General features: G+C 69.9%; 26 protein-coding genes. 8 read left to right on the top strand and 18 right to left on the bottom strand.

From position 1 onward, the window contains the following. Positions 1 to 455: 455 nt before the first annotated feature. The 3 genes from LXT21_RS04440 to ligA are packed head-to-tail and all read right to left on the bottom strand — an operon-like array spanning position 456 to position 3,221. On the bottom strand, positions 456 to 899 hold the full coding sequence (locus LXT21_RS04440; RefSeq protein ID WP_254036827.1) for a DUF3052 family protein: 444 nt from the start codon (positions 897 to 899) through the stop codon (positions 456 to 458). Further along, positions 896 to 1,183 carry an acylphosphatase gene (locus tag LXT21_RS04435; RefSeq protein ID WP_254036826.1) on the bottom strand — a complete coding sequence of 96 codons (288 nt, stop codon included), beginning with the start codon at positions 1,181 to 1,183 and terminating at the stop codon, positions 896 to 898. The genes LXT21_RS04440 and LXT21_RS04435 overlap by 4 nt, the downstream gene beginning before the upstream one ends. Before the next feature lie 19 nt (positions 1,184 to 1,202). Continuing rightward, entirely contained in the window at positions 1,203 to 3,221 is a 2,019-nt protein-coding gene (gene ligA / locus LXT21_RS04430) for an NAD-dependent DNA ligase LigA (protein ID WP_254036825.1), read from the bottom strand. Between the two features lie 594 nt (positions 3,222 to 3,815). On the opposite strand from ligA, the gene rho reads away from it, so the two are divergent. Both rho and LXT21_RS04420 read left to right on the top strand, forming a co-directional pair. Next, on the top strand, positions 3,816 to 5,450 hold the full coding sequence (rho, locus tag LXT21_RS04425) for a transcription termination factor Rho (protein WP_254036824.1): 1,635 nt from the start codon (positions 3,816 to 3,818) through the stop codon (positions 5,448 to 5,450). Between the two features lie 27 nt (positions 5,451 to 5,477). Then, complete coding sequence (locus LXT21_RS04420; RefSeq protein ID WP_254036823.1) at positions 5,478 to 5,789, top strand: hypothetical protein; 312 nt, start codon at positions 5,478 to 5,480, stop codon at positions 5,787 to 5,789. A 12-nt stretch (positions 5,790 to 5,801) separates the two neighbouring features. On the opposite strand, the gene LXT21_RS04415 is transcribed toward LXT21_RS04420, so the two are convergent. The 5 genes from LXT21_RS04415 to LXT21_RS04395 form a co-directional block, all read right to left on the bottom strand. After that, entirely contained in the window at positions 5,802 to 7,040 is a 1,239-nt protein-coding gene (locus LXT21_RS04415; protein WP_254036822.1) for an AI-2E family transporter, read from the bottom strand. A gap of 130 nt (positions 7,041 to 7,170) precedes the next feature. Continuing rightward, on the bottom strand, positions 7,171 to 7,626 hold the full coding sequence (locus LXT21_RS04410) for a hypothetical protein (protein WP_254036821.1): 456 nt from the start codon (positions 7,624 to 7,626) through the stop codon (positions 7,171 to 7,173). Between the two features lie 15 nt (positions 7,627 to 7,641). Further along, on the bottom strand, positions 7,642 to 8,433 hold the full coding sequence (locus tag LXT21_RS04405; RefSeq protein ID WP_254036820.1) for a lipase family alpha/beta hydrolase: 792 nt from the start codon (positions 8,431 to 8,433) through the stop codon (positions 7,642 to 7,644). Between the two features lie 95 nt (positions 8,434 to 8,528). Then, on the bottom strand, positions 8,529 to 9,026 hold the full coding sequence (locus LXT21_RS04400) for a hypothetical protein (protein ID WP_254036819.1): 498 nt from the start codon (positions 9,024 to 9,026) through the stop codon (positions 8,529 to 8,531). 20 nt (positions 9,027 to 9,046) lie between these two features. After that, on the bottom strand, positions 9,047 to 9,784 hold the full coding sequence (locus LXT21_RS04395) for a glutamine amidotransferase (RefSeq protein WP_254036933.1): 738 nt from the start codon (positions 9,782 to 9,784) through the stop codon (positions 9,047 to 9,049). Between the two features lie 106 nt (positions 9,785 to 9,890). Between LXT21_RS04395 and LXT21_RS04390 the strand changes: the two genes are divergently transcribed. The 3 genes from LXT21_RS04390 to LXT21_RS04380 are packed head-to-tail and all read left to right on the top strand — an operon-like array spanning position 9,891 to position 14,087. Further along, positions 9,891 to 11,381 carry an aldehyde dehydrogenase family protein gene (locus tag LXT21_RS04390; protein WP_254036818.1) on the top strand — a complete coding sequence of 497 codons (1,491 nt, stop codon included), beginning with the start codon at positions 9,891 to 9,893 and terminating at the stop codon, positions 11,379 to 11,381. A 31-nt stretch (positions 11,382 to 11,412) separates the two neighbouring features. Beyond that, positions 11,413 to 12,879, top strand: coding sequence for a glutamine synthetase family protein (locus LXT21_RS04385; RefSeq protein WP_254036817.1), 1,467 nt, complete (start codon positions 11,413 to 11,415; stop codon positions 12,877 to 12,879). Positions 12,880 to 12,902: 23 nt separating this feature from the next. After that, positions 12,903 to 14,087 carry an iron-containing alcohol dehydrogenase gene (locus tag LXT21_RS04380; RefSeq protein WP_254036932.1) on the top strand — a complete coding sequence of 395 codons (1,185 nt, stop codon included), beginning with the start codon at positions 12,903 to 12,905 and terminating at the stop codon, positions 14,085 to 14,087. A gap of 177 nt (positions 14,088 to 14,264) precedes the next feature. On the opposite strand, the gene LXT21_RS04375 is transcribed toward LXT21_RS04380, so the two are convergent. From LXT21_RS04375 to LXT21_RS04360, 4 genes are all read right to left on the bottom strand, one after another. After that, complete coding sequence (locus LXT21_RS04375; RefSeq protein ID WP_254036816.1) at positions 14,265 to 14,861, bottom strand: hypothetical protein; 597 nt, start codon at positions 14,859 to 14,861, stop codon at positions 14,265 to 14,267. Positions 14,862 to 15,054: 193 nt separating this feature from the next. Next, positions 15,055 to 16,335 carry an Nramp family divalent metal transporter gene (locus LXT21_RS04370; protein ID WP_254036815.1) on the bottom strand — a complete coding sequence of 427 codons (1,281 nt, stop codon included), beginning with the start codon at positions 16,333 to 16,335 and terminating at the stop codon, positions 15,055 to 15,057. Between the two features lie 17 nt (positions 16,336 to 16,352). After that, on the bottom strand, positions 16,353 to 16,844 hold the full coding sequence (locus LXT21_RS04365) for a hypothetical protein (protein WP_254036814.1): 492 nt from the start codon (positions 16,842 to 16,844) through the stop codon (positions 16,353 to 16,355). A 59-nt stretch (positions 16,845 to 16,903) separates the two neighbouring features. Next, on the bottom strand, positions 16,904 to 18,151 hold the full coding sequence (locus LXT21_RS04360; protein WP_407666955.1) for a macrolide family glycosyltransferase: 1,248 nt from the start codon (positions 18,149 to 18,151) through the stop codon (positions 16,904 to 16,906). Between the two features lie 69 nt (positions 18,152 to 18,220). Between LXT21_RS04360 and LXT21_RS04355 the strand changes: the two genes are divergently transcribed. Continuing rightward, complete coding sequence (locus tag LXT21_RS04355; RefSeq protein WP_254036812.1) at positions 18,221 to 18,832, top strand: TetR/AcrR family transcriptional regulator; 612 nt, start codon at positions 18,221 to 18,223, stop codon at positions 18,830 to 18,832. Positions 18,833 to 18,844: 12 nt separating this feature from the next. On the opposite strand, the gene LXT21_RS04350 is transcribed toward LXT21_RS04355, so the two are convergent. Beyond that, positions 18,845 to 19,504, bottom strand: coding sequence for a hypothetical protein (locus LXT21_RS04350; RefSeq protein WP_254036811.1), 660 nt, complete (start codon positions 19,502 to 19,504; stop codon positions 18,845 to 18,847). A 336-nt stretch (positions 19,505 to 19,840) separates the two neighbouring features. Here LXT21_RS04350 and LXT21_RS04345 point away from each other — a divergent pair, with 336 nt between their 5' ends. Together LXT21_RS04345 and LXT21_RS04340 are read left to right on the top strand one after the other, a co-directional pair. Then, positions 19,841 to 20,569, top strand: coding sequence for an HAD family hydrolase (locus LXT21_RS04345; protein ID WP_254036810.1), 729 nt, complete (start codon positions 19,841 to 19,843; stop codon positions 20,567 to 20,569). Between the two features lie 154 nt (positions 20,570 to 20,723). After that, positions 20,724 to 21,197, top strand: a complete 474-nt coding sequence (locus tag LXT21_RS04340; RefSeq protein ID WP_254036809.1) for a hypothetical protein — start codon at positions 20,724 to 20,726, stop codon at positions 21,195 to 21,197. Between the two features lie 57 nt (positions 21,198 to 21,254). On the opposite strand, the gene LXT21_RS04335 is transcribed toward LXT21_RS04340, so the two are convergent. From LXT21_RS04335 to LXT21_RS04315, 5 genes are all read right to left on the bottom strand, one after another. Continuing rightward, the gene (locus LXT21_RS04335) at positions 21,255 to 23,099 is read right to left on the bottom strand and encodes an ArnT family glycosyltransferase (RefSeq protein ID WP_254036808.1); all 1,845 of its coding nucleotides are present in this window, start codon (positions 23,097 to 23,099) and stop codon (positions 21,255 to 21,257) included. Then, positions 23,096 to 24,046 (bottom strand): hypothetical protein, encoded by a 951-nt coding sequence (locus LXT21_RS04330; protein WP_254036807.1) that lies wholly within the window; start codon positions 24,044 to 24,046, stop codon positions 23,096 to 23,098. Before LXT21_RS04330 ends, LXT21_RS04335 begins: the two co-directional genes overlap by 4 nt. Continuing rightward, positions 24,033 to 24,545 (bottom strand): hypothetical protein, encoded by a 513-nt coding sequence (locus tag LXT21_RS04325; protein ID WP_254036806.1) that lies wholly within the window; start codon positions 24,543 to 24,545, stop codon positions 24,033 to 24,035. Before LXT21_RS04325 ends, LXT21_RS04330 begins: the two co-directional genes overlap by 14 nt. Positions 24,546 to 24,604: 59 nt before the next feature. Continuing rightward, positions 24,605 to 25,570 (bottom strand): CarD family transcriptional regulator, encoded by a 966-nt coding sequence (locus LXT21_RS04320; RefSeq protein ID WP_254036805.1) that lies wholly within the window; start codon positions 25,568 to 25,570, stop codon positions 24,605 to 24,607. Between the two features lie 73 nt (positions 25,571 to 25,643). Continuing rightward, a complete protein-coding gene (locus tag LXT21_RS04315) occupies positions 25,644 to 25,856 on the bottom strand; it encodes a hypothetical protein (RefSeq protein WP_046715516.1) in 213 nt (70 codons plus the stop codon). Positions 25,857 to 25,915: the final 59 nt, after the last annotated feature.

The following is a 25,915-nucleotide window of genomic DNA, read 5'->3' as shown; positions in this document are numbered from 1 at the left end:
TCCGGAGGCCCTCCAGTCAGGACGTCCTCCCCGGTCTGTCCGGGAACGGCACACGTCACGCTGTCGAGGGCCAAGGGGACCACCGCCTGCTCCTCCGAGTTCAATTGCTCCGCTTTGCCACCGGCACCCTGCCGGGCGGAGCCTTGTCTTCAACCGCGTTCGAGGTCCTCCACCACGCGCGTGCCGCCCGCTCCTTCCTTCCACACCCGGTCGGTGCCCTGCAGTGGGTCACCTTGGGGGGGCGACTTGGAGCCCCGGCGCAGCCGACGCGCCCGGAGGTATCCGGGAACGCAACCCGTCAAAAATTCAAGACTGGGCGTGACCTTCGCCAATGCGGAGCGTCACACAAGCGCCCAGAAACACGGGGAGTTTTTCACGCCCTCGGCACACGTGTAAAGCCGAGAAACGGCATCCATCCACTGTCGGGCAGATGCCGGGTGCCTCCCTGGCAGGTCTCAGGCCTGGGCGGGGGCCTGCTTGCGGCCCTCGGGCTTGTCCAGCCGCCCGCGGGGCCTGCGGACCAGCCTCAGGCCCGTCCAGGTGGAGTCGATGATGCAGATTTTGTTGTCCACCAGGCCGATGTCGAGCGCCGCCTGACGCACGAAGTCCTCGGAGAGGGTCGTCTTGACGCCCTCGCCGCCGGGCCAGCAGACCCAGATGCCCCCGGTGAGGGCCATGGCGCGCGCCAGGGCGGGCAGCCGCTGCACCAGCTCCGTCGCGTCCTGGGAGAAGAAGAGGATGACATCCAGGCCCGTCTGCGCGGTGATGAGGAACTCCACCCCGTCCGGCAGCGGATTGAGCTTCTGCACGAAGCCGCGCGGCGGGTTGATGACGGAGACCTTGGACCCGGCCCGGATGCCCAGCATGGCCGGCAGGGATGCCAGCGCGTAGGGCGTCATGATGTGCGCTCCACGATGAAGTGACGGTACTCGCCGGTGGCCTCGCCGTCCGTGCGCTGGACGCCGTCGACGCGCGCCTGCTCGGGACCTCGGTGACACCACCGGATGAACTCCTCCAGCATCTCAGGCTCTCCTTCCGCCACCGCCTCCACCGAGCCCTCCGAGCGGTTCCTCACCCAGCCCGACAACCCCAGGCGCGTGGCCTCCACCCGGGCGCTCTCCCGGAAGAAGACGCCCTGCACCTTGCCCTGGATGCGCAGGGCCACCCGCCTGGAACCGCTCATGAACCGAATGCCTCACCCTCTAGGCGTCCGCTCGCAACAGCCCGAGGAACGCTTCCTCATCCAGGATTCTTACCCCGAGTTCCTGGGCCTTCTTCAGCTTGCTGCCCGCATCGTCGCCGGCCACCACGAAATCGGTCTTGCGCGAGACACTTCCCGCGACCTTCCCACCCCGCCGCTCCACCTCCTCCTTCGCCTGCTCCCGCGTCATACCCGTCATCGAGCCGGTGAGCACCACCGTCTTACCAATGAACGGGCCTCCCGTGGCCACCTGGGGCGGGGCGGGTGCGACACCGGCGTTGAGCAGCGCGAGGATGGCCTCCCGGTTCTGGGGCTCCTGGAAGAAGGTGTGGATGACCTGCGCCATGACCGCGCCGACATCCTTGACGCGTGAGACGTCCTCCAGCGACGCGTCGAAGAGCCCCTGCACCTTGGGGAAGGCCTCGGCGAGCGCCTTGGCGGTGGCGTCCCCCACGTGTCGGATGCCCAGCGCGTAGAGGAAGCGGCGCTGGGTGGTCGTCTTGGAGTGCTCGATGGACGCGAGCAGGTTCTCCGCGCTCTTGTCGCCCATGCGCTCGAGCGTCATCAGCTTCTGCTTGGTGAGCGCGTACAGGTCCGCGAACGTCTTCACGGTGCCGGTGGCCACCAGCTGCGCGGCCAGCTTGTCGCCCAGGCCCTCGATGTCCATGGCGATGCGGCTGGCGAAGTGGCGGATCTTCTCCACCAGCTGCGCGGGGCAGGACGCGCCGGTGCACCGGATGACGGCGCCGTCCTCGTCCTTCACCGCCACCGCGCCGCACACCGGGCAGTGCTTGGGGAACTCGAAGGGCTTGGAGTCCTCGGGGCGCTTGGAGAGCACCGTGGAGACGATTTCCGGAATCACGTCCCCCGCGCGGCGCACGAAGACGGTGTCGCCCTTGCGCACGTCCTTGCGCCGCAGCTCGTCCTCGTTGTGCAGCGTGGCGCGCGCCACGGTGACGCCGCCCACCTTCACGGGCTTCAGGTGCGCCACGGGCGTGAGGGCGCCGGTGCGGCCCACCTGGATGCCGATGTCCTGCACCAGCGTGGACTCCTCCTCGGGCGGGAACTTGTACGCCACCGCCCAGCGCGGGCTCTTGGAGACCTGGCCCAGGCGCTTTCGCTGGTCCTCGTCGTCCACCTTCACCACCATGCCGTCCACCTCGAAGGGCAGCTCGTGGCGGCCCTTCAGTGAGGCGTCATAGGCGGCGCGCACCCCGTCGATGCCCGCCGCGCGCACGTAGCGGTTGATGGGCAGGCCCAGCGACTTCAGGTACTCGAGCTTCTCGATGTGCGTCTTGAAGGCGGGCACGCCCTCGGTGGGGACACACTCGTAGAGGTAGACGGAGAGCGGACGCTGCGCGGTCTCCTTCGGATCCAGCTGGCGCAGGCTGCCGGCGGCCGCGTTGCGCGGATTGGCGAAGAGCGGCTCGCCCTCCTCCTCGCGCTTCTCGTTGAGCTTCTGGAAGTCCGCCTTGCGGATGAAGACCTCGCCGCGCACCTCCAGGAGCTCGGGCACCTTCACCCCGTCCTCGGGGAACAGCTCCATGGGCAGGCTTCGGATGGTGCGCAGGTTGCCCGTCACGTCCTCGCCCGTGGTGCCGTCGCCGCGGGTGGCGCCCTGCACGAAGATGCCCTTCTCGAAGCGCAGCGCGATCGCGAGCCCGTCCAGCTTGGGCTCGCACACGTAATTGACGGCGGGGATGCCGAGCATCTTGCGGATGCGCTCGTCGAACTCCACCAGCCCCTCGTCCTCGAAGAGGTTGGCGAGCGACAGCATGGGGACGCGGTGGACCACCTGACCGAACTCGTCGGCCGCCTTGCCGCCCACGCGCTGGGTGGGCGAGTCCGGCGTCTGCAGGGTGGGGTGCTTCTCCTCCAACCCCTGCAGCTCACGCATCAGCGTGTCGTACTGGATGTCGCTGATCTCCGGCGAGTCGAGCACGTAGTAGCGGTGGTTGTGGTGGGCCAGCTCACGACGGAGCTCGCGGGCTCGGGCTTCGGCTTTCTTGAAGTCGTCCACGGTGGGCGGTCCTTACCCCAAAACGCCCCCGCGTGAGGGCGTGTCCATGGCGCGCAATCTAGAGCGACACCCCGACATCGCGTCGACTCCCTCCCGCCATGTCCCGCGCGTGCGCCGTCCACACGCCCCGCCACGTAGGCCCCTGCTCATGCCGACGGTGCGGCGCGCTGGCGCGGTGTCTGTCGTGCGGGGCGGGGCCGGGGCTCACGGTTCCGCCCACGAGGGCCCACCCCAAGCGAAGCGACCCGTCGGGTCCTGGCGTGGGGAGCCACGACGCCCCGTGGCGGGTGGGAATTGTCCGCCGCCGGGCTCATGTTGCTCATCAGGAAGAGTCCGCGCGCTGGCCCTCAAGATGCCTTGACAGGCCTGGAGGGGGTCAATAACGTCCCTCGGCGGTTCACTGGCGCAGGAATTTCGACGGCGCCATCTCTTCCCCAAAACCAATCGGCCCGTGCCCGCGCAGTCCCCTCCAGGGATTCCGGTAAGGGTCGCTCCTCACTGGAGAAGGTGCTTCCGAGGCCGAGCGGACATCTCCCCCGGCAATCGAGCGTCCGAGTCCTCGGGCACCCCACCATTCCCCAAGCGTTCCCAGCCATGCGCAAAGCCCGTACTTCGAGAGAGAAGGCCGCCGACGTCGCTGTTCCCGTCGAGGCCGACGACAAGCCCCGTCGCAAGCGCGCGGCGGCGAAGACCGCCGACAGGGAGGAAGCCGAGAAGCCGTCCCGTTCGCGCCGCGCCCCTCGCCGCGACGAGGACACGAACCCGGAGGTGGAGAGCGACTCCGCCGAGGTGAGCGCCGAGCCGCCCCGCCCGGTGCTGACGCCGATCTCCCGTCCGGTCCGCGACGACGACCTCCAGGAGGCTCGCATCTCCGGTGAGGAGGAGTCCCCCGCGGCCACGCTGCCGCCCCCGCCGGAGCCCCCCGAGGCCCCGACCATCACGGAGGTCAGCCGCGACGGCGCTCCCATGCAGGTCATCAAGCTCAATGACCTGAAGCGGATGAAGATCACGGACCTGTCCCGGATGGCCCACGACGTGGGCATCGAGAACTACCAGGGTCTGAAGAAGCAGGACCTCATCTTCGCGCTGCTGGGTGGCATCGCGGACAAGCGCTTCGAGGTCCACGCCGAGGGCGTGATGGAGCTGCTCAGCGACGGCTTCGGCTTCCTGCGCAGCGCGGACAGCGACTACCAGCCCAGCCCGGACGACATCTACGTGTCCCCGTCGCAGGTGCGCCGCTTCAACCTGCGGCCCGGCGACACGGTGACGGGCCCCATCCGCCAGCCCCGCGAGGGCGAGCGCTTCTTCGCGCTCCAGAAGGTGGACAAGGTCAACTTCACGGACCCGATGTCGGACGCGGCGCGCGAGCGCATCCTGTTCGACAACCTCACGCCGCTGTATCCGACGCGCAAGCTCAAGCTCGAGCACGAGTCGTCGGAGATGACCACGCGCATCATCGACATGTTCTGCCCCATCGGCCTGGGCCAGCGCTGCCTCATCGTGGCGCCGCCGAAGGCCGGCAAGACGGTGCTCTTGCAGAACATCGCGCACGCCATCAGCCGCAACCACCCGGACGTCTACCTCATCGTGCTGCTCGTGGACGAGCGCCCGGAGGAAGTGACGGACATGGAGCGCAGCGTGCGCGGCGAGGTGGTCTCCTCCACCTTCGACGAGCCCGCCACGCGCCACGTGCAGGTGGCGGAGATGGTCATCGACAAGGCCAAGCGCCTGGTCGAACAGAAGTACGACGTCTGCATCCTGCTGGACTCGATCACCCGTCTGGCGCGCGCCTACAACACGGTGGTGCCCGCGTCCGGAAAGATTCTGTCCGGCGGCGTGGACGCCAACGCGCTCCACAAGCCCAAGCGCTTCTTCGGCGCCGCGCGCAACATCGAGGAGGGCGGCTCGCTGACCATCATCGGCACCGCGCTCATCGACACCGGCAGCCGCATGGACGAGGTCATCTTCGAGGAGTTCAAGGGCACGGGTAACTCCGAAATCGTCCTGGACCGCAAGCTGATGGAGAAGCGCATCTTCCCCACGCTGGATATCAACAAGTCCGGCACGCGCAAGGAGGAGCTGCTGCTGGGGCCGGGTGATTTGGTCCGCATCACCGCGCTGCGCCAGGTGCTGCACCCGTTCACCCCCATCGACGCGATGGAGTTCGTGCTCAAGCACATGCGTCCGACGGCGACGAACGCGGACTTCCTCGGCTCGATGAACCGCTAGAGGTAGCCATTGGCCCGGGGAGGCCCCATGTTGGGTCCCATGCTCGTCCGCCTGCTTCCCCTCCTCGTGGGGGTGACACTCGGAACCGTGGGATGCGACGTGGACCCCCTGGGGCCACCGCTGGACACGCCCCCCGTGCTGTCCAGCCGCACCTGTTACTCAGATGACGATTGCGTCGCGGACGCGTGCTGCGGGCTGGGAACGGCCGTCACGCACGCGGACGAGGGGCCCAACTGCCGCGGCGTGAGCTGCACCAGCGGCTGTCCCGAGGGCTCCATCGACTGCGGTCGCTGCATGCCCATCTGCCGCGGAGACCGCTGCGCCGCCGCCTGCCAGTGAGGCCGTGCCTCCTCAGGCCGCGGGCGTCTGCTGGCCGGTGGCGATGACCGGCTGGGGCTCGGCGCCCGGCAGCGTCACCACGGCCTGGGGCTGCGCCTTGAGGCGGGCGTAGTCGAAGCACGCCACGAGGATGGCGGTGATGGGCACCGCGAAGAGCGCGCCGATGAGGCCGAAGAGCCGCTCGCCCGCGATGAGCGAGAAGGCCACGATGACCGGGTGGATGCGCGCGGCCTGACCCATGATTTTGGGGTTGAGGAAGTACGCCTCCACTGCGTGGATGCCGATGATCCACAGCAGGATGGCCACGCCCTTCTGGAAGCCGTCCGCCAGCGCGATGAGGACGATGGGCACCGAGCTCAGGATGGTGCCGAAGATGGGGATGAGGCTGAAGAACGTGGCGATGGTCGCCAGCAGGAACGCGAACTTCACGCCGAAGAGCAAGAGCCCCACGAAGGTCAGCGCGCCGTTGACGACGCAGATGGTGACCTGCCCGCGCACCACGCCGGACAGCGAGCGGTCCAGGCGCTCGGCGAGCTGCCGCGCGTCCTGCGCGTACTCGGGGGGCACCAGCGTGCCGCAGTAGCGGCGGATGGCCTGCCCGTCGATGGAGAAGAAGGCCGCCACCATCAGGATGAAGAACAGCATGAAGACGCCCGCGGCCACGCTGGCGACGATGCTGCGCGACACGTTGACGATGTCGCCCAGGTTCTCCTGCACCAGGGACGCCACGCGCTTCACCGCGTCCCCCATCAGCTGCTCCAAATCCAACGCCAGGCTGAAGTGCCCGGCGCCCGCCGCGTCCGCGCCCTCCAGCGCGCGGTTGGACAGCGCCACGGGGATGCCCTGCGCGCTCAGCCACGTCTCCGCGCGCTGCGCGAGCACCTGCACCTGCTCGGGCGTCAGCGTGTTGGCGAGCGCCATCAGGTCCCGGCTCACGCGCGCCATCTCCCGGTACAGCTGGGGCACCAGCGCGACGAAGAACAGGTACACGCCGACGAAGAAGCCCGCGTAGATGAGCAGGATGGCCACCCAGTGCGGCACCTGCCGCCCGGCCACCTTCACCCGCGTGATTCGCGCCACCAGCGGCTGCACCAGGTAGGCGATGAGCGCCGCGCCCGCGAAGGGCATCACCACCGAGCGGAACGTCACCAGCACCAGGGCCACCACGAGCCACAGGGCCCCCAGCACCCACAGGCGGTTGCGGCGGTCGACGATGGGCGTCGGAGGAGATTCCACGGGGTGCGGCGACATGTCTCGGGCTTATGGCACCGCCCGCGCGCTGACAAGGCCCGCCCGCCCTCGTTCTCGTTCGTGCCCCAAGCAGGGGCTCGCCCGGGTGCCGAGATGACGGAAAGTTCCCTCCACCTCGGGTCCGGCCTGCTCAGGCCGAGGGCTGCTGGAGGCGCAGCTTGCGCTCCAGCCGGTCCAGGCACTCGTGCATGTGCTTGCGCTTCACCCGTCCCTCGGTGGCCTCGCCCAGCCCGTGCATCTGCTCCGTCAGCCAGCGCGAGAGGAACAGCAGGGCCAGCCTGTCGTCGGGGCCCAGGCCGCGCTCCAGGTAGCGCTGGTGGCGCATGTAGTCGTCATACGCGTCCGTCTCGTGGGACAGCTCCCAGCGCGTCAGCCGCAGGGCCTCCGTGTAGACGGCGGGAGAGGGGCGCGGGCGGGGCTCGGTGAACAGGGGCGCGAAGTGGCCTCCGGTGTCCAGGTCCACCTCCTGCACCGGCGGCGGCCAGCTTCGCAGGTCCTGCGCGAGCAGCTTCGCCACCTCCTCCACCAGGTGCTCCAGGAGGGTGACGGGCTTCAGGTCGAAGAGATGGTCCCACCGCGAGGGCATGTCCCCCTCTCTACCTCAAGAGGCGGAGGGTGGCAGCGCGCGCAGCGTCGGAGCGTGCTCGCCATATCCCGCCGCCAGCTCGCGGCGGATGACCTGGTAGACGGACTTGCGGGTGAGCAGCTCCCCGTGGCCCGCGTCGGGCAGCTCGTGGTTGAAGACGTTGGGTTGCCCATCGACCTTCAGTCGCGCGGAGGCCCACGGCGTCACCTCGTCCGTGGGCGAGTAGAGCGACGTCACCCGCACGTTCCGGGGGAACGCGCCCATGGCGAGCTGGCGCAGAAAGGGGGACACGGGCGTCAGCTGCCACATGCTGCGGCTGAACCAGCCGAGCGTCGCGCAGCCCAGGTACGCCAGCGGGCAGCCCTGGTGCGGCGTGCCCAACGTCACGAGGTTGCGCACCCGTTGGTCTCCGCCCAGGCGCTTCACGTAGTACGTGCCGATGAGGCCACCCTTCGAGTGGCCGATGATGCTCAAGGGCCCCATGTGCGGGTAGCGCGCGTACATGCGCTCCACCTTCTCGCGCACCTTCTCGGCCAGCGCGTCGATGCCGTGCGTGTTGAAGCGGTCCAACGCGCCGCCCAGGTGGATGGACCACACCGCGTAGCCCTCGCGCCGCAGCCGCTGCTCGAGCACCTCGAACACCCGCCGGGTGCTGAAGAAGCCGTAGAGCAGCAGCACGGGCTTGGGGCAGTGGGCGAAGTCCGTCCTGCGGACGATGCGGTTGGCGTCCGCGTCCAGGTGGAGCTGGCCGATGAGGCTCTTGAGCCGGCGGCTCCACCGGCGATAGCGCGGCAGGAAACGTTTCATGGCGCACCCGAGCGACGCGCGAGGCGCCGTCCGGGCTCAACCTGTGAATCCTCCCCGCCTGGCGCAGCACGTGCGGGGCGGCGAACGCTCGCTGCTCAACGTCCCGCGTCCGCTCCGCCCGGGCCCGCGTCGGGAATCCCACCATCTCCCGTTCCCGCGTCCGTGCCGGCATCCGTTCCCCCATCCCCGGGGCCGGTGATGCAGCAGGTGGGCACCTTGTCGAAGTACAGCGCCGACTGGGAGCAGAAGGCCCGGATGTCCCGGCGGTGCGCGCCGCAGCCGGTGACGAAGCGCCCGTCCTCGCACACCGGCTCGGGGGCCGTCGCCGGGTCGCACTGCGTCAGGCTCAGCGCGCACACGGCCCGCGAGCGATAGAAGCGCGCGTCGCTCCGGTCTCCCGGGACGACGGTGCAGGTGGCGCCCCGGTCACACTGCTGGAACACGGGGCCGGTGGAGCAGGGGCCCACGGCGCAGGCCGTCTCGCAGTTGAGCGCCTCCCCTTCATCACAGCGAGGCGCCTGGTCGCACGGGTTCCCATCCGAGCAGGAGGTGACGAGGAGGGCGAGCAGGAAGGACAGGAGGATGCGCGGCAAGGGAGGCCTCGGGAAGCGGGTCAGGTGAAGCGCTCCAGGAAGTTCATCAGGATTCGGCGCCCGAAGGGAGCGGGAGCAAGGCCCGCCAAGAGCCTCGGCACCTCCTCGCCGGGCGCGCGCCCCCGCGCCAGCGCTTCCTTCTCCAGGCCGTCACGCCGGGCGTCGATGACGGCGCGCAGTGCGTCGGGGCCCGCCTCCGGGTGGAACTGCACGCCCCGGACATTGGGGCGGAAGGCGAGCGCCTGCGTGGCCGTGTTGTCGTTGCCCGCGAGCACCCGGGCACCCTCGGGCATGCGCGTGACGATGTCCTCGTGCGTGGCCTGGGTGGCGAAGAGCTCCGGCACGCCGTCGAACAGCGCGTCCTGGCGCCCCTCCTCGGTGAGGCGCACCTGCACCGTGCCCGTCTCACGTCCGCGCGGATTGCGCGCCACCTGTCCGCCGTAGGCATGCGCGAGCAGCTGGTGACCGAAGCACACGCCGAGCACCGGCGTGCCCGCCTCGGCCGCGTCGAGCATGAAGTCCGCGGCGCGCTCCATCCACGGCGCGAGCTGAGTCACCGACAACGGTGAGCCCGTCATCATCACCGCGTCGTAGCCGCGCGCGTCGCGGGGCAGGGGGGCGTCGCGATGTATGGGAAGGATGTCGAAGCGATGACCCTCCAGTCCAATGGTGCGCAGGAACCACTGCTCGTAATCACCCACACTGAGGCGCACGGACACGGCCGCCTCGCCGGCTTTCAGCAACAAGACGTTCTTCACCGCCGCAGGTTGCCGCGTCTGGACGTCATTCCTACCCTGTCGTGCCACCTGTGTTCGCTCCTGGCCAATCCGTCTGGAACGCCTTCGTGCGCCCCGAGGAATCCCCATGATTGATGCACGCTCCCTCTCCCCACGGCTGCCCGTCCTGCAGTTGCTCATCGACGGACAAGGTGTGGACCCCATCGAAGGGGGCACCTTTCCGGTGGTGAACCCCGCCACGGGTGAGAAGGTGTGTGACGTGCCCAGCGCCACCACGGCGGACGTGGACCGCGCGGTGAAGGCCGCCCGGCGCGCGTTCGAGTCTGGCCCGTGGAGCAAGATGTCCGCCCGCGAGCGCGGCAAGCTCATCCGAAAGCTCTCCGACCTGCTCTGGCAGCGGCGCGAGGAGTTCGCGCTCGTCGAGTCGCTCAACAACGGCAAGACGTTCCGCGACGCCATCCGCGGGGACGTGGCGCCGGGCGCCGGCACGCTCGCGTACTTCGCGGACTGGGCGGACAAGGTGCATGGCGAGGTGCTGCCGGTGGACGGGCCCTTCCACACCTACGTGCTCAAGGAGCCGGTGGGCGTGGCGGGCCTGATTGTCCCCTGGAACTATCCCACGTGCATCCTGTGCTGGAAGCTGGGCCCCGCGCTCGCCGCCGGCTGCACCGTGGTGGTGAAGCCCTCCGAGATGACGCCGCTCACCGCGATGAAGCTGGGAGCGCTCGCGCTGGAGGCGGGCTTCCCGCCCGGCGTGCTCAACGTGGTGCCCGGCTACGGAGACCCCGCGGGCGAGGCGCTCGCGCGGCACCCGGACGTGGACAAGATCTCCTTCACCGGCTCGGGCCGCACCGCGCGCCGGCTGATGCAGGCGTCGGCGGGCAGCAACCTGAAGAAGCTGACGCTGGAGCTGGGCGGCAAGAGTCCGCAGGTCGTCTTCTCCGACGCGGACATGGACCGCGCGGTGGAGGCGTGCTTCTGGGGCATCTTCGGCAACAAGGGTGAGACGTGCAACGCGGGCAGCCGCGTGCTGGTGCAGGACGGCATCTACGACGAGTTCGTGGGCCGGCTCGCCGAGCGCGCGAAGAAGCTGCGCGTGGGCGACCCGTTGGACCCGACCACGGAGATGGGCGCGCAGGTGAGCCAGAAGCAGCTCGACACCATCCTGGGCTACGTGGAGAGCGGACGTCAGCAGGGCGCGAGGTTGCTCGCGGGCGGCGAGCGCGACACGGAGAGCGCCAAGGCGAAGGGCTGCTTCATGAAGCCCACCGTCTTCGGCGACGTGAAGTCGGACATGAAAATTGCCCAGGAGGAGATCTTCGGCCCGGTGCTCTCTTGCATGCGCTTCAAGGACGACGCGCAGGCGCTGGAGCTGGCCAACGGCACGCTCTACGGACTGGCCGCGTCGCTGTGGACGCGCGACGTGGCGAAGGCGCACGCGCTGGCTCGCAAGGTGAAGAGCGGCGTGGTGTGGATCAACTGCTTCAACGAGTTCGACGATGCCGCGCCGTTCGGCGGCTACAAGGAGTCCGGCTGGGGCCGTGATTTGTCGCACCACGCGCTGGAGGGCTACCTCCAGACGAAGGCGGTGTGGACGAAGCTGCCCACGGACACCTGAGCATTCCCGCACCCCAGGAAGGAAGGTCCCGATGCCGACCCGTTCCAAGGCGAAGGTACTCACGCACCCGGCCGTGGCTCGCAGGGCTCGCGCGAAGGAGCGCGGGGGGCCGGTGCGCGGCGCCGCCGTGCCCCGGGACTCGGGTGGCGCGGACTCGATGCGGCGCTGGCTGGACGAGCGCGGCGCGAAGAAGGTGAAGGTCGGCGCCGTCGACATCGATGGCGTCTGGCGCGGCAAGTACATCTCTGTGGACAAGTTCCTCAGCGCCGCCAAGAGCGGGCTGGGATTCTGTGACGTCGTCTTCGGTTGGGACTTGGGCGACGAGCTGCTCGACAACACGCAGGTGACGGGCTGGCACACCGGCTACCCGGACGCGCACGCCACGGTGGACCTGTCCACGGGGCGGATGATTCCGTGGGAGCCGGACACCGCGGCGTTCCTGTTGGACTTCGTCAACGCGGACGGCACCCCGTTCGAGGCGAGCCCGCGGCAGCTGTTGCAGAAGGTGGCGGCGCGCGCGCGTGAGCAGGGCTACCTGCCGCGCTTCGGCGCCGAGTACGAGTTCTTCATCTTCAAGGAGCAGCCGCACACGCTCCGGGAGAAGGGCTTCCAGGACCTGACGCCGCTGACGCCCGGCATGTTCGGCTACTCGTGGCTGCGCACGTCGATGAACGCGCCGCTGGTGCACTCGCTCATCGACGGGTGCAACGGCTTCGGTTTGGACATCGAGGGCTTCCACACGGAGACGGGCCCCGGCGTGTTCGAGGCGGCCATCCGCTATGACGACGTGGAGCGCTCCGCGGACAAGGCGGCGCTCTTCAAGACGGTGGTGAAGGAGCTGTGCGCGCGCCAGGGCCTGTCCGCGTGCTTCATGGCGAAGGTGAACGCGAAGCTGCCGGGCTGTTCGGGGCACGTGCACCAGTCGCTGTGGGACCCGAAGGGCGAGCACAACCTCTTCCATGAAGAGGGCGCGCCGCACGGGATGAGCCGGCTGATGCGGCACTACATCGGCGGGCAGATTGCGCTGATGCCGGAGCTGACGGCGCTCTACTGGCCCACCATCAACAGCTACAAGCGCAGCGTGGAGAACACCTGGGCGCCCACCACCGCGGCGTGGGGCCTGGAGAACCGCACCTGCGCGGTGCGCGTCATCGGCGAGAGCGCCAAGGCGATGCGCATCGAGTACCGCCAGCTGGGCGCGGACATGAACGCGTACATCGGCATGGCGGTGAGCCTGGCCGCGGGCCTGTGGGGCATCGAGAACGAAATCGAGCCGCCGCCCGCGTGCAACGCCAACGCGTACGCGTCCCACGAGGCCGCGCCCCTGCCGCGCAACCTCAAGGACGCGGTGAGCCTGCTCAAGCAGAGCGAGCGCGCCCGGGAGATTCTGGGCGAGGGCTTCGTGGACCACTTCGTGCGCACGCGCGAGTGGGAGGTGCGCCAGTACGAGCGCGCCGTCACCAGCTGGGAGTTGGAGCGCTACCTGGAGCTCATCTGATGAGCCCGAGGGAGGAACCCGAGATGAAGCCGTTCGACATCCCCACCGAGCCCCGTGTCACCGAGATGGCGTGGCCCACCCGCATCGTCCTCGGCGCGGGAGCCCTCCAGCGGCTGCCCGCCCAGGCGCAGCGGCTGAAGATGAAGCGCCCCCTGCTGGTGACGGACGCGGGCGTGGTGAAGGCGGGCCTGGTCTCCCGCGTGCTGGAGGTGCTCAAGACGGCGGGCCTGCCGTGCGCGGTCTTCGACAAGGTGGAGCCCAACCCCACGGAGAAGGACGTCTTCGCGGGCCTCGAGGTCTACCGGCAGAACGACTGCGACGGGCTCATCGCCCTGGGCGGAGGCAGCGCGCTGGACGCGGGCAAGCTGGTGCAGTTGCTCACCACGCACGAGCCGCCGCTCAGCCGCTATGACGACGCCAAGGGCGGCGACCAGTACGTGAAGGACGACCTGCCGCCGCTCATCGCGATTCCGACCACCGCGGGCACGGGCTCGGAGGTGGGGCGCTCGGGCGTGGTGACGCTGGCGGACACGGGCCGCAAGACGGTCATCTTCAGTCCGCACCTGCTGCCGGGCGCCGCCATCGTGGACCCGGAGCTGACGCTGGGGCTGCCTCCGGGGGTCACCGCGGCCACGGGCATGGATGCCTTCACGCATTGCCTGGAGGCGTACCTGTCGCAGGGCTTCCATCCGTTGGCGGACGCGGTGGCCATCGACGGCATCCACCGCGTGGGCCGCTCGCTGGTGACGGCGGTGCGCGAGGGGACGAACCTGGCGGCGCGCACGGACATGATGGTGGCCGCGATGCAGGGGGCCATGGCCTTCCAGAAGGGCCTGGGGGCGTGTCACGCGCTGGCGCATGCGCTGACGCCCATCTCCGGCGTGCACCATGGTCTGGCCAACGCGGTGGTGCTGCCGGTGGTGATGGAGTTCAACCGCGCGGCGAGCACGGCCAGGCTGGCCCGTGTGGCGGTGGCGATGGGAGACACCTCCAACGCGCGTGAGGAGGTGCTCGCGAGCAACGCCATCGAGCAGGTTCGCAAGCTCAACGCGGCCATCGGGATTCCCGCGCGGCTGCGGGACGTGGGCGTGCGCGAGGAGGACTTGCCGCACATCGCGCAGAAGGGCTTCCTGGACGCCTCGCACCTGAGCAATCCGCGCAAGGTGACCGAGGCGGACCTGCTGGCCATGGCCCGCGAGGCCTGGTGACGCGGGGGTAGAGGGCTCGAGGAGGGCTCCGGACCTCCTCGGGTGATGTGCCGAGGCGCGGTGCGAGCGACACGCTTCGAGCCGGTCTGCGTCCGGCTCGGGGGGCTCAGGCTCCCACGTGGCGTGACACGAGCGACATGCGTCGAGGAGGTCTCGCGTCCTCCTCGGGTGTCGAGCTCAGGTCCCTTCGTCCGCCGCCGCCGGCTGGGTGCCCGCGGTCCCTCCGTCACCGAGCACCGTGGCGCCGAGGTCCTGGTCCGGAGTGGCGCCGGAGCCCGAGTCCGTCACCTCGCCGTGGGTGCCCACCACCGCGCCCGTGATCTCCGCGGTGCCTTCCTCCGGGACGAAGTCCATCGTCTCCACGAACACGCGTCCCGGCAGCCGCAGGTCCATGGCGCTGATGCGGTCCTGCCCGCGCAAGTCGTAGAGCTGCTGCGCGACGGGGCCCGCGGGGATGCGCTCGTCGGAGAAGAAGATGTAGACCTTGACCTTCCCCTCCTGCGTCGGGACGCGGAAGCTGGTGTTGGCGACGGGCTTGTTCGCGTCGCAGCGGATGGAGCGGTTCTCGCGCGTCAGCGTGAGCTGCCGGATGACGCCCTTCTCCGACACCGTGTAGAGCATGCAGTACGGAAGCTGCCCGGCGGAGGGGATGACCTCCATCGTCGCGGGCCCCGTCTTGCGGACCTGCGCCCGCGTGATGCGGTCCTCTTTCTTGCCGTCCTGGCAGCTCACGCTCACCGCCGCCACTGCCAGCACCATGCTCCAGCGCTTCATGTGTCCCTCCCGGGGCGTGGAAGATCCACCATCCGCGTTCGAAAGCCTACTCCGAGCGTCATGGCTGGGGGATGGGCTGTCGCCCGCCCGCCTGGAGGCCGCGCGACACAAAGACCGTAAGTGCACATCCGTGCGCTTCGACACCGGCGCCTGAACTCCCGTTCGTTCCAGTGTCCCGCCGCGTGCACCGCCCTCAACGGATCCTCAGTTTGCGCAGCGCGTCGACCGCCTCGTCGAACCCGATGACGACGAACAGCACCAGCGTGGCGACGAGCGCGGCGTTGACGAGCCAGCCGTTGCGCAGCGGGCCCACCCAGTCACGCCGGTTGTTCAGCCACAAAAGAGTGACGGCGAGCAGCGGCATGAACAGCGCGCCCACCACGGCATAGGCGAGCTGCGCGCGCTGCAGCGGCGCCCACAGCATGGGCAGCGGCACGAGGGAGAGCGCCACCAGGTAGCCCTTCCACGCGCGCGTCGTCCGCAGGTCCACGAGGCCCCGGGCCTCTCCGCGCTGGATGCGCAGGAAGTCCGCGAAGAGGTAGGGGATGCCCTCCCAGACGCCCAGCAGGCTGGAGAACACCGCGGCCCAGAAGCCGCCGAGGAACACCCAGTAGCCCACCGGACCGATGATGGCCTCCAGCCGCGTCGCGAGCAGGCTGGCGACCCGCAGGCCCGTGCCCTCCAACTGGAGCGTGGAGCCGATGATGACCATGGCGACGCCGAACATCCCCGTGAGCGCGTAGCCCACGGCCAGGTCCGTCTGACAGATGCGCAGGCCACTCGGGCCCTCGCGGCCCTTCTCCCGAATCCAGTAGCCGTAGGAGAGCATCGTCACGGTGCCGCCCACGCCGCCCAGCAGGCCCAGCACCCAGGGCGCGCCCTGGTCGGGAAGCGAGGGGATGACGAGCCCGCGCGCGGCGGCGGCCCAGTCCGGCTCCGAGGCGAGGGCGGTGAAGAGCACCGCGCCGAACATCAGCGCGATGCAGGCGGCCATCAGCTTCTCGAAGAGCCGGAAGCCGCCCAGGCCCACGAGCGCCAGCCCCACCACCGAATGAATCACGCCCCACAGCCGGCGTGACGTCTCCGAGTCACTGGCCAGGGGCCACAGCGCATCCCCCGCCGCGCCGCATGCGGAGATGAGCGCGCCGCCCGTGAAGAAGCTCCAGCCGAGCAGGTAGATGAAGAAGACGTAGCGCAGGCCCGCGCTCATGCGCGCCCAGCCCTCCAGCACGGTGGTGCCGGTGGCGAGCTGCCAGCGGGCCACGCCTTCGTTGAGGAAGCCCTTGAGCACCGAGCCCACGACGGCGGCCCACAAGATGGACACACCCACCGCGGAGCCTCCGAGGCTGGCGGTGAGCAGGTCGCCAGCGCCGACACCCGTGGCGGCGACGAGGATGCCAGGACCGAAGCGCGCGAACAGTCCGGGCTTGTCACTGGCGAGAGACGGCGCGGAGGACGGTGCGTTGCTTTCCATGGCGGTGACGCCAGACGCTACCACCCCCACTGAAGCGACACGTCCGCCAGGCCCGTGCAGTCCAGCAGGGGAGGGTGTGGGCCGCCTCCCGAGCCGAGCTGACGAAGAATCGTCGCCCACGCGTCGTGGAAGATTCGTGGGGCCATCATCTTCTGGACCGCGACGGCGTGGGCGAAGCCGGGCTCGGCCAGCTTGTTCTGGAGGAGCTGTGCCTGCTGATGGACCTCGTTCGCCGCGCTGGCGAGCCGCTCCACGCTGAAGGGACGCGGATGGGACTGGTAGGGCTCCGGAGTCGCGTGACAGTCCTCGACGCGCGCGAGCAGCTCACCCAGGCTCTCGAGCGTGCTCTCCGAGAAGGTGAAGCGGAAGAAGGTGTTGGGGGTCGTCGACAGCTCGGTCATCGCCTCGAGCAGCTCCGCCAGCGGGGCCCAGCCGAGCCACAGGTACAGTCCCTGCTCCTCGGCCACCAGGCGCACGACCCACTTCAGATGGATGTCCCGCGCGTCCATGCGCGCGACTCTGTCACGACTCGTCGTGGGGCGGGTCGAGCGTCATGACACCCGACGCCTCATCCACCGAGCGCCTGCTCGATGAGGTCCGCGGCGCGCTTCACCCCGCCTTCGTCGCGAAGCTCTCGCTGAATCGCGGCGGCCCGCTCGGAGAAGTGGGGCTCGGTGGTGAGCCGCTGGAAGGCCTCTCGCAGCGCCGCCGCGGTGGCCTTCTGCGTGTCCAGCCGCAGGCCGACGCCCAGCTCGACGATGCGGTCCGCGTTGGCGAACTGGTCGGTGGCCTGGGGCACGGCCAGCATCGGCTTGCCGCACCACAGCGCCTCCTGTGTGCTGCCCATGCCCGAGTGGGTGATGAAGACCTCCGATTGCTTCAGCACCGAGAGCTGCGGCAGCCACGAGTGCACCTCGAAGTTGGCGGGGACCTCCCCCAGCTCCGAGCGTTGGACATGCCGGCCGATGTTCAGCACCACGTGCCAGTCGGGCAGGTCCCCGAAGGCCGCCATGCACTGTCGATAGAACGCGGGCTGGTTCGTGAAGGTGGAGCCCAACGAGATGAGCAGCACCTTCTTCGCGTGCGCGGGCCGACTCCACGTCCCCTGGTGGATGCGCTGCTCGTCGAGACAGGGGCCCACGAAGGTGAACCGCCGCGTGTCCACGCGGTCCGCGTTCGGCTGCATCGCGCGCGGGATGAGCACGAGCGAGCGCGGCGGCAAGCCGACGAAGAGCGTGGACTCCGTCTGCGCCACGCCGCAGGCCTTCAGCCACTCGGAGAAGCGACGGTAGTAGTCCGCGCCGCCCGGGGCCGCGCGCAGCGACTCCATCATCGGCGCCATCTCCTCGGTGTAGCCCTCCCACGCGACGAACGTGGGGGAGAGCTGGATGGCGGGCTTGCCCCAGTTCTCCGCGAGGATGCGCGCGGTGTAGCCCGCGATGTCATAGAGGAACAGGTCTGGCCGGTCCTGCTCCCAGGCCGCGCGCAGCCGGGGGAGCTGTTCCATCGCGTCCTTCAGGAACACCTCCAACTGCCCAATCGTGTCCTCCGGCCACTGCCGGTCCGCGACGCCTTCTCGCGGCAGCGTCGATGGAGAGGGCACCAGCTCCGCGCCCGTCTGCTGGATGGGCTCCGCGAAGGACGCATCATTGGCGTAGGTCACTCGATGGCCCCGGGCCACCAGCTCCCGGAGGACCTCCAGGCTCGGGTTCACATGGCCGTGCGCGGGGATGCTGACCATCGCGATATGGGCGCGTCGCTTCATGGATGGGGCTCCGGATGTGAGACGAGACGGTCCGTCTCGAATGGTCACCATGAGGCTCGACCTGCGGGTTGTCAAGACGAGACGTTGCGTATCGCCACCACCCCGATAGCGTGTCGTCCCATGAGTGAGGCGAAGACGCCGGACACGGGGCGGCGCAGTGAGCGCTCGCACCAGGCCATCCTGAAGGCGGTGGTGGAGCTGGTGGGGGAGCAGGGGTACACGCGGCTGACCATCGAGGCCATCGCCGCGCGGGCAGGGGTGGGCAAGCAGACCATCTACCGCTGGTGGCCCACCAAGGGCGCGCTGGTGCTGGATGCCTTCGCCGCGCTGATGGGGGACGTCGCGCCGCTGCCGGACACGGGCGACGTGGTGGCGGACCTGAAGGGCGTGATTCGGGCCACCGTCGCGGAGCTGGGCGCGCCTCGCTTCGAGGTGCCCTCGCGCGCGCTCACCGCGGAGTCACAGATGGACCCGGCGCTGGCGAAGCAGTTCGTGGACACGCTGCTGCGGCCGAACCTGGAGGTCACCAAGGAGCGGCTGCGCGCGGCGCAGAAGGCGGGGCAGGTGGCTCGGGACGTGGACCTGGACGTCGCCGTGGAGCTGTTCTTCGGGCCGCTGTTCCACCGCTGGCTGCTGCGCACCGCGCCGCTCACCGAGTCGTACGCGGACACGGTGGTGGACTACGCCCTGGCCGCGCTGCGCCCCCGGAAGACACCGGGGGGCAGGGGCTGACACCGGCGCGGCTCACATGCCCGGGCACTGGCCAGGCTTCATCTCGTTGGCCGTCTGGTGGACCTCGCTGCTGAGCTGCTTCTGCTTGGATGGGTCCATCGCCGTGTAGACGATGACGACGCCATCCGGCGTGTCCTGGACGCTCGCGCTGGAGGGCATCGTCGGCGCGCCCGCCATGCCGGCGCCGCCCGTGCCGCTGTCATCGCGGCCGTACTGCTCCTCGCTGGAGCTGTCGCCCAGGTCCTCCTGCTTCACCTCGTCCAGGACGGACGTCTCCTGCGCGCGCTGCGTGCTCGCGGCCTGCTCGTGCAGCATGCGGCGGCTGCGCTGCTGGAGCTCCGCCACCTGCGTGGGCTCCGGCGTGCTGAGGACGAGCGCCACGCCCTCGGGCACGTCCTCGGCCCGGGCCACCGTGCCAGGGACGGCCATGGGGCAGTTGGTCTCGGAGACGCCCTTGTGGTGTTTGCCGTGGTGCTTGCCATGGGCATCGGGCGGCGTGTCCTCCGAGGGCGCGCCCTGTGCCATGGCGGGTGGTGACTGGGGCGGGGCCGCGGGCTGGGTGCTGGCCTGGGGCTGCGCGCCCTGGGCCTGGGAGCCCCGCTTGGAGCAACCGACCGAGAAACACAGCGCCGCGGACACGGCGAGAATCGACGGAAGCCTGAACAGATGCATGTGGATGTCCCCCTCCGGGCGAGAGCCCGACTCGCGGAAGGTGGACAGGGGGGCGGAGGGTGCCAACGTCGTCCCCACCCGCGTCCGAGTCGTCCGCCCCGCCCTGGCGATGGGGGTTCCATCCCGGAAGGGACACGACCTCGTGCCGTGGGACGCCGGGGGGCGTCGGGTGATGACTCGCGGACGCGAGGACCGTGGTCGACGGGGGGGCTCGTTCGATGAGCAACACGTCGCGCCTCGAGCGGACACCCTCGGCGGTGTGTCCTCTGTCCTCGTTCGTGGTGGAGACAGGGGGGCCGACACGGAGCCCTGCCCGACAGGAAGGAAAGGTTGTGTATGAGAAGACTCGCGGTGCTCGGCCTGGATGGGACGCTCACTCCGGACACGCTCGGGGGATTGCTGGTGCGCGAGCTGATGGCGCGCGGTGTCTGTGATGGAGACGTGGGGCGCGAGTTCCTGGCGGCCGTCGACCGCCATGACTCGGGTGGGCAGGACTTCTTCGGCGCCGTCTCGGATGTCCATCGGGGCTGGGAGCGGCTGTTCGCGGGCGTGGCGGTCCCCAGCGTCGAGCGCGCGGCGGAGGATGTCTGGGCCCAGGCGCGAGGCCGCTTGTTCGGGTTCGTCCGGCCGCTCCTCCAGAGGCTCGAGGCGGAGGGGTTCCTGGTGGCCCTCGTCTCCGGGGGGCCCATCGAGATGGTGAATCTGGTCGCGCAGGACCTGGGCATCGACGTGTACCGGGGCGCGCAGATGTCCATCCAACGCAATCGCTATACGGGACAGCTGCTCCAGGGGCCCGGTCGCAGCGGAGGCAAGCCCGGCATCCTCCATGAGCTGGTGGCCCTCCACCAGGCCTCGCTGGAGCGCTCCTTCGCGATGGGCAACTCCCTCTCCGACGCGGAGATCCTCGCGCTGGTGGGCTTCCCGCTGGCGTTCGAGCCCTCGGCGGAGCTGGCGGACCTGGCGGTGAGTCGTGGGTGGAGTCGTGTCGACCGGCACGACGTGCTGCATGTGCTCCCGGTGCTCCTCGCGGGTGCGCAGGGTGGGGAAGGTGTTCCCAGCTCGTGAGGGCGAGGGAGTGCTCTTGGATTGCTCTTGCATCCAGGTTGAAGGTTTGTGCTGGAGATGCGGAGGCGCTCCGGGCGTGGGGTGTGAGGGTTTGCGGTCGCCCTTTGGGCGGTGGTTAGGATTGGCCGTTTCCCTTCACCCCGAGGAGCGTCGAATGAAGCGATGGACTCGTGTCTGGATGGCCGTGGTGTCGTTCGCGGCGTTGTCGGCCTGCGGTGGTGTGGACGCCCAGGCTCCGCTGGAGCAGGAGTTGGGAGCGCAGGAGGCCCGCATCGATGTCTGTGGCAATGGGCGGTGCTATCGCCTGGAGCCGCAGACGTGCCCCCAGGACTGTCCTTACAGCGGCTACTGTGGTGACGGTGCCTGTCAGTCCCCCTATGAGTCCAGCTCCTGGTGCTCGGATTGCTCGGGGACGGGGTGCTTCGCGCCGGAGGCCGTGCCGCCGCGCGAGCCGGAGGGGCTCATCGATGTCTGTGGTAACGGGCGGTGCTACCCGTTGGAGCCGCAGACGTGCCCCCAGGACTGTCCTTACGGCGGCTACTGCGGTGACGGCGCTTGCCAGTCCCCCTACGAGTCCAGCTCCTGGTGCTCGGATTGCTCGGCGGGCCCGGGCTGTCGGACGCCGTAACGCCGACTCACCCGTGGGTTAGGACCCCGTGCCTCATCACGGGGTCTTCGTTCCGACTCAGCGAGGCTCGGGCCGCACGTAGACGATGACCTGCGGTGTCTCGTCCAGGTACAGGCCCGTCGCCGGCGTGCGCGTGTTGAACGCCTGCCACGTCTGGAACTCGTACTCTCGAAACTCCTGGTGGTACTGGTACGCGACGATGTCCGCCTCGAAGGGGCTGCCCACCGCGCGCAGGTCCGGTCGGAGCATCCCGTTGCGTTGGTAGTCGCGGAACGAGCCGCCGTGCACCTCATGCAGGAACAGCCGCGCGTTCGGCTTCGCGTGCTCGTTGATCCACGGCAGCACGCCGGTGACATGGCTGGACCAGAACTGCCGCTGCATCCCCAGCGACGCCGCGCCGGCCGCTCCTCCGGCCAATTCCGAGTACGCCGCCGTCCCGTAGGGGAACACGTGCGCCGAGTACACCAGCGCGGGCGCCAGCAGCACCGCGAACACGGGCGCGAGCACGGTGAGGGCGGGCAGCGAGGGCCGCTTCTCGCGCAGCCGCTCCAGCAGCGCCGCCGCGCCGCGTGACACCGCCTGTCCCGCGAGCAGGCCCAGGAACACCATGGACGGGAACCAGTGCTTCACCCCGCCGAAGTGCGGCACCTGGGGATGGCTGATGATGAGGATGGACGTCACGGCGTTCACGCCCACCAGCGCCTCGACCATCGTCACCGGCCGCACCCACGCGCGCGTGCGCTCGAGCTGCCCCAGCACCCCGCGGCCCGCCAGCGCGAAAAAGCCCGTCACCATGGGCGCGAAGAGGCTGGTGGGCACCGTGAGCGCCGTCTTCACCACCACGTACGCGAGAGGGAAGGGCGGCTCGCGCAGCAGCGTGCCCAGGTAGAACCAGGCGTAGTGGTTGTGCTTGGCGTGGAAGGCCAGGTACCAGGCGGTGCGGTCCACCGGGTGGTGCCAGAGGTAGGGCCAGTGCAGGTAGAAGATGACGGGGCCCAGCACCGCCATCGCCGCGATGGGCACGAGCGCCCGCGTCACCCGCGCGTTCACCTTCTCCACGCCCTTGAGCAGCCACGTGCCGCCGACGGCCAGCCCCATGAACAGCAGCGTGTGGGGGCTGAGCAGGAAGAACTTCCGCTGGAAGCCCTCGCCGCCGCCCAGCGACAGGATGAGCAGCCCGTAGAGCACCGCCACCGCGGCGAACAGGCCGACGAAGCGCAAGAGCCACCCGCGCGCCTGGGGCTCCGCCTCGCTCGCCTCCCACGCGCGCCACAGCGCGAAGGGCGTCAGCACGAAGGGGAGGAACAGCGCGTTGTGCTTGGCCGTCAGCGCCAGGCCGAAGGCCACCCCGCACGCCACGCCCCACCGCACGTCCTCCAGCGCGCGCCAGAAGCAGTACACGACGAGCAGCCACAGCGCGGCCACCGGCACGTCGAAGCACGCCAGCTCCGCGTTGAAGTACTGCCGAGGCACCAGCATGAACGCGAGCGCGGCGAACAGGCCCGCGGCGCGGCCGTACAGCGCGCTGCCGAACAGGAAGCTCAGCGCGGGCACCAGCGCCGCCAGCGCGAACGCCGGCAGTCGGAACGCGGCCGCGGAGCGCATCCACCCCAGCGTGTCGTGGAAGAGCAGGTGGCTCAGCCCGAACAGCGTCTTCATCAGGACGGGGTGCTCGTGGTTGTAGTCCCACGCGCGGACGATGGCCGCGTCCGTCAGCGCCCGCGTCGGCGACTGGAACAGCTGGCGGAACCAGTCCGCGTACCCCTCCGCCGCGGCGAAGTAGACGCTCTCGTCGCGCGTGAAGCCCACGTGGCCTTCGGTCCACCACAGCGCCACGAAGGCCAGGGCCCACAGCGCCCACGCCCAGCGCTTCTCCTCGCGGGTCGCCGGCCTGCCCGTCATCCCTTCACTCCCACCGCCGGCTCCACCGCCAGCACGTCCAGGCACACCTGCCGCCGGTCCGGATTGCGTGAGCGGACCCACACCTTCACCGTGCGGGGCGCGCCGGGAGGCAGCCGCACCTCGGCCTTCTTCACGCCCTCCTGGCCCGGCGCAATCGCCACGTCCAAGAGCCGCGCGCCACTCCGCGCGTCGTCCACGCCCAGGTGCGCCGTCGTCAGCTGCGCGTCCTTGGGGAAGGCGTACTCGAAGATGATGCCGCCCTCGAGCCGCAGCCCCACGTCGCCGGGCACGCCGTCGAACTCCGCCACCAGCTTCTGGTCTCCCGGCGGGGCGGGCATCCACAGGCAGCGGCGCGGCTCGTAGAGGACCTCGTGCCACTCGGTGGCCACGTAGACGTTGCCCGGGCCCGGGCAGCGGTGCGTCGAGCCGTTGAAGGCACACGCCTGCCGTTCGCCGTCGTCCGACTCCAGGTACACGCGCGCGCGGGAGACGACATCGGAGGCGGTGAAGCGGCGCGGCCGGTGGCGTCCGTTCTCGTAGAGCGTCAGCGTCAGCGGGCCCTCGCGCTCGGGCCCACCCACGGCGCGGCGCTCCGGCAGGAAGTCCTTCAGGAAGGCCGCCTCGTCCGAGCGCGGCAGCTCCGGCTGTCCCAGCACCCAGACGCGCGGGTGCGCGGACAGGTCATCGGTGTCCGAGCCCAGGTAGCCATAGACGGGCAGCCCCGGAGGCACGAACAGGCGCGCGCGCTCCGTCCACCAGGGGAACAGCAGCACCGCGTCACCAGGGCGCGCCTGCGACTGGAGCCGCTGGGCCACCGCGCGATAGCCCTCCTCGGTGGGGAGCTTGCCCGGCAGCCGCAGGTGGAAGAGCAGGGCCAGGAGCGCGACCAGCAAGAGGCCCCCCAGCTCCAGGAGGGGCAGCGCGCGTGGGAGGCTAGGACTTCGCAAGACGAATCTTCTGCTCGCTCTTTTCCCGGCAGAAGGTGCAGAAGATGGGCTCACCCTGGGAGAACGACGGCGTCCAGGGCGGGTACATCGAGCACCGCGGGTCCAGGCAGTGGTGCAGCTCCCACAGGTGGCCGAGCTGGTGCAGCGCCTGCCGCGCCACGGGCTTGAAGCCCGTCTCCAAATCCTTGTGCGGCTGCAGCGAGATGATGGAGCGGTCCTTGCCCTGGCGCGCGAAGCCCGGGGTGGGGGCCACGCCGCTGGGCAGCTCGCGCTCCTTGAGCTTGCGCGCGGTGAGCAGCAGCACCTTGTCGTCCTGGTAGGCGCGGATGCCCTTCACCTGCTCCAGCAGCTTCTCGGCGTCCAGCGGCTCGCCCAACCCCGGAGGGATTTCGGCGCTGCCGGAGTGCTCGCTGCCCACGCCGAACGCCGTGTAGAGCGTGCGGTTGAGCTTGGCGAGCTGCTTGTCGTCGAAGGGGTCCAGCGTCACGACGCGAATCACGGGGCATCACCTCGGCGCGAAGAGGGCCCGCGTCAGGGCCCCCTGGATGGTGTTGGCGGTCAGTCCTCGCTGTCGGCGGGCTTGGCCTTGGGCGGACGGCCGCGCTTCTTGGGCGCGGCGGGCGCCGCTCCCTCCACTTCGGGCGGCTTCGGCTTGGGAGGACGGCCACGCTTCTTGGGCGCGGCGGGCTCGGCGCCCTCGGGCGGGGCGTCCGGCTTCGGCTTGGGAGGACGGCCGCGCTTCTTGGGCGCGGCGGGCTCGGCGCCCTCGGCCTCCTCGGGCTTGGCCTTGGGAGGACGGCCGCGCTTCTTCGGCGCGGACTCCTCGTCGCCCTTCTCCTCGGACGACTCCTCGCCCTCGTCCTCGGAGGAGCTCTCCTCGTCGGACTCGGACTGCGGCTCCTCTTCCGAGGGCAGGTCCAGGTCGCCGTCGAGCCCCAACAGGTCGCCGTCGAGCCCCAGGTCGTCCTCGTCGCCCTTCGCGAACTCGGCGGCGGTGCGCTTGGGGCGCTCGCGGCCGGGCGGGAAGAGCACGAGGTCGATGGCGTCCTCGGCGTTGACCTCGGCGGTGCCGAGCGCGGTGGCGACCTCCGACACCAGCAGGTGCCGGGCGTTGTCGTACAGCTCACGCTCCTTGGTCGGCAGCGGGCGCAGCTCGCTCAGGACCTGGAGGTCCTTGACCACCTCGGCGAGCCCCAGGATTCCGCCCTGGGTCATGCGCTCCTGGTTGGTGCGTGCGCGCTGCTTCCAGTCCAGGTCGGCCTTGTCGCCGTCGGCGCGCAGGAAGGCGAAGAGGCTCTTCACGTCCTCGGGGCTCGCGACCCGGCGGACACCGATGGCCACGACCTTGGCCTGGGGCACCATCAGCAGGGCGTTGTCCTCCTCCCGCCGCATGGTGACGAAGATGAGCTTCTGTCCCGCCACTTCCTTGGTGTCGATGGCGGTGACGCGGCAGACACCCTGATTCGGGTAGACGACCCGGTCGCCGACCGCGAGCTGGTTGAGTGACGCGGACCCTTCAGGCATGTCCCCCTCGCGGGCTGGTAGACGTCAAACGGAGGCCCGGGCTTAGCACCGAGTCGCGCTCGACGCCACGAGATTACCGGTGAACCGACGCCGTGCGTTCGCCCGTCCGCTGAGCCTCCAAAAGGATGCCCAGCAGCTCCTTCTGCCGCGCGTCCAGCGCCGCCTCCACCTGCGCCTGCGTCGGCTCCGCCTCACTGCTCCCGGGACGCGCGTCCACGCGGCCCGACAGCCCCACCGTCCCGAGCACCACCGCTCCCACCACGGCCACTGCCACCAGCTTCAACATGTTGAGCCCTCCTTGTCGCTCAGGGTAGGGGGAGCGACTGGAGGATCAACTTTTCGGCG

It is taken from the genome of Myxococcus guangdongensis, from assembly GCF_024198255.1.
In the GTDB taxonomy this organism is placed as follows: domain Bacteria; phylum Myxococcota; class Myxococcia; order Myxococcales; family Myxococcaceae; genus Myxococcus; species Myxococcus guangdongensis.
The sequence above is the reverse complement of the archived record's forward strand: the minus strand, read 5'-3'. Positions and strand labels throughout refer to the sequence as shown.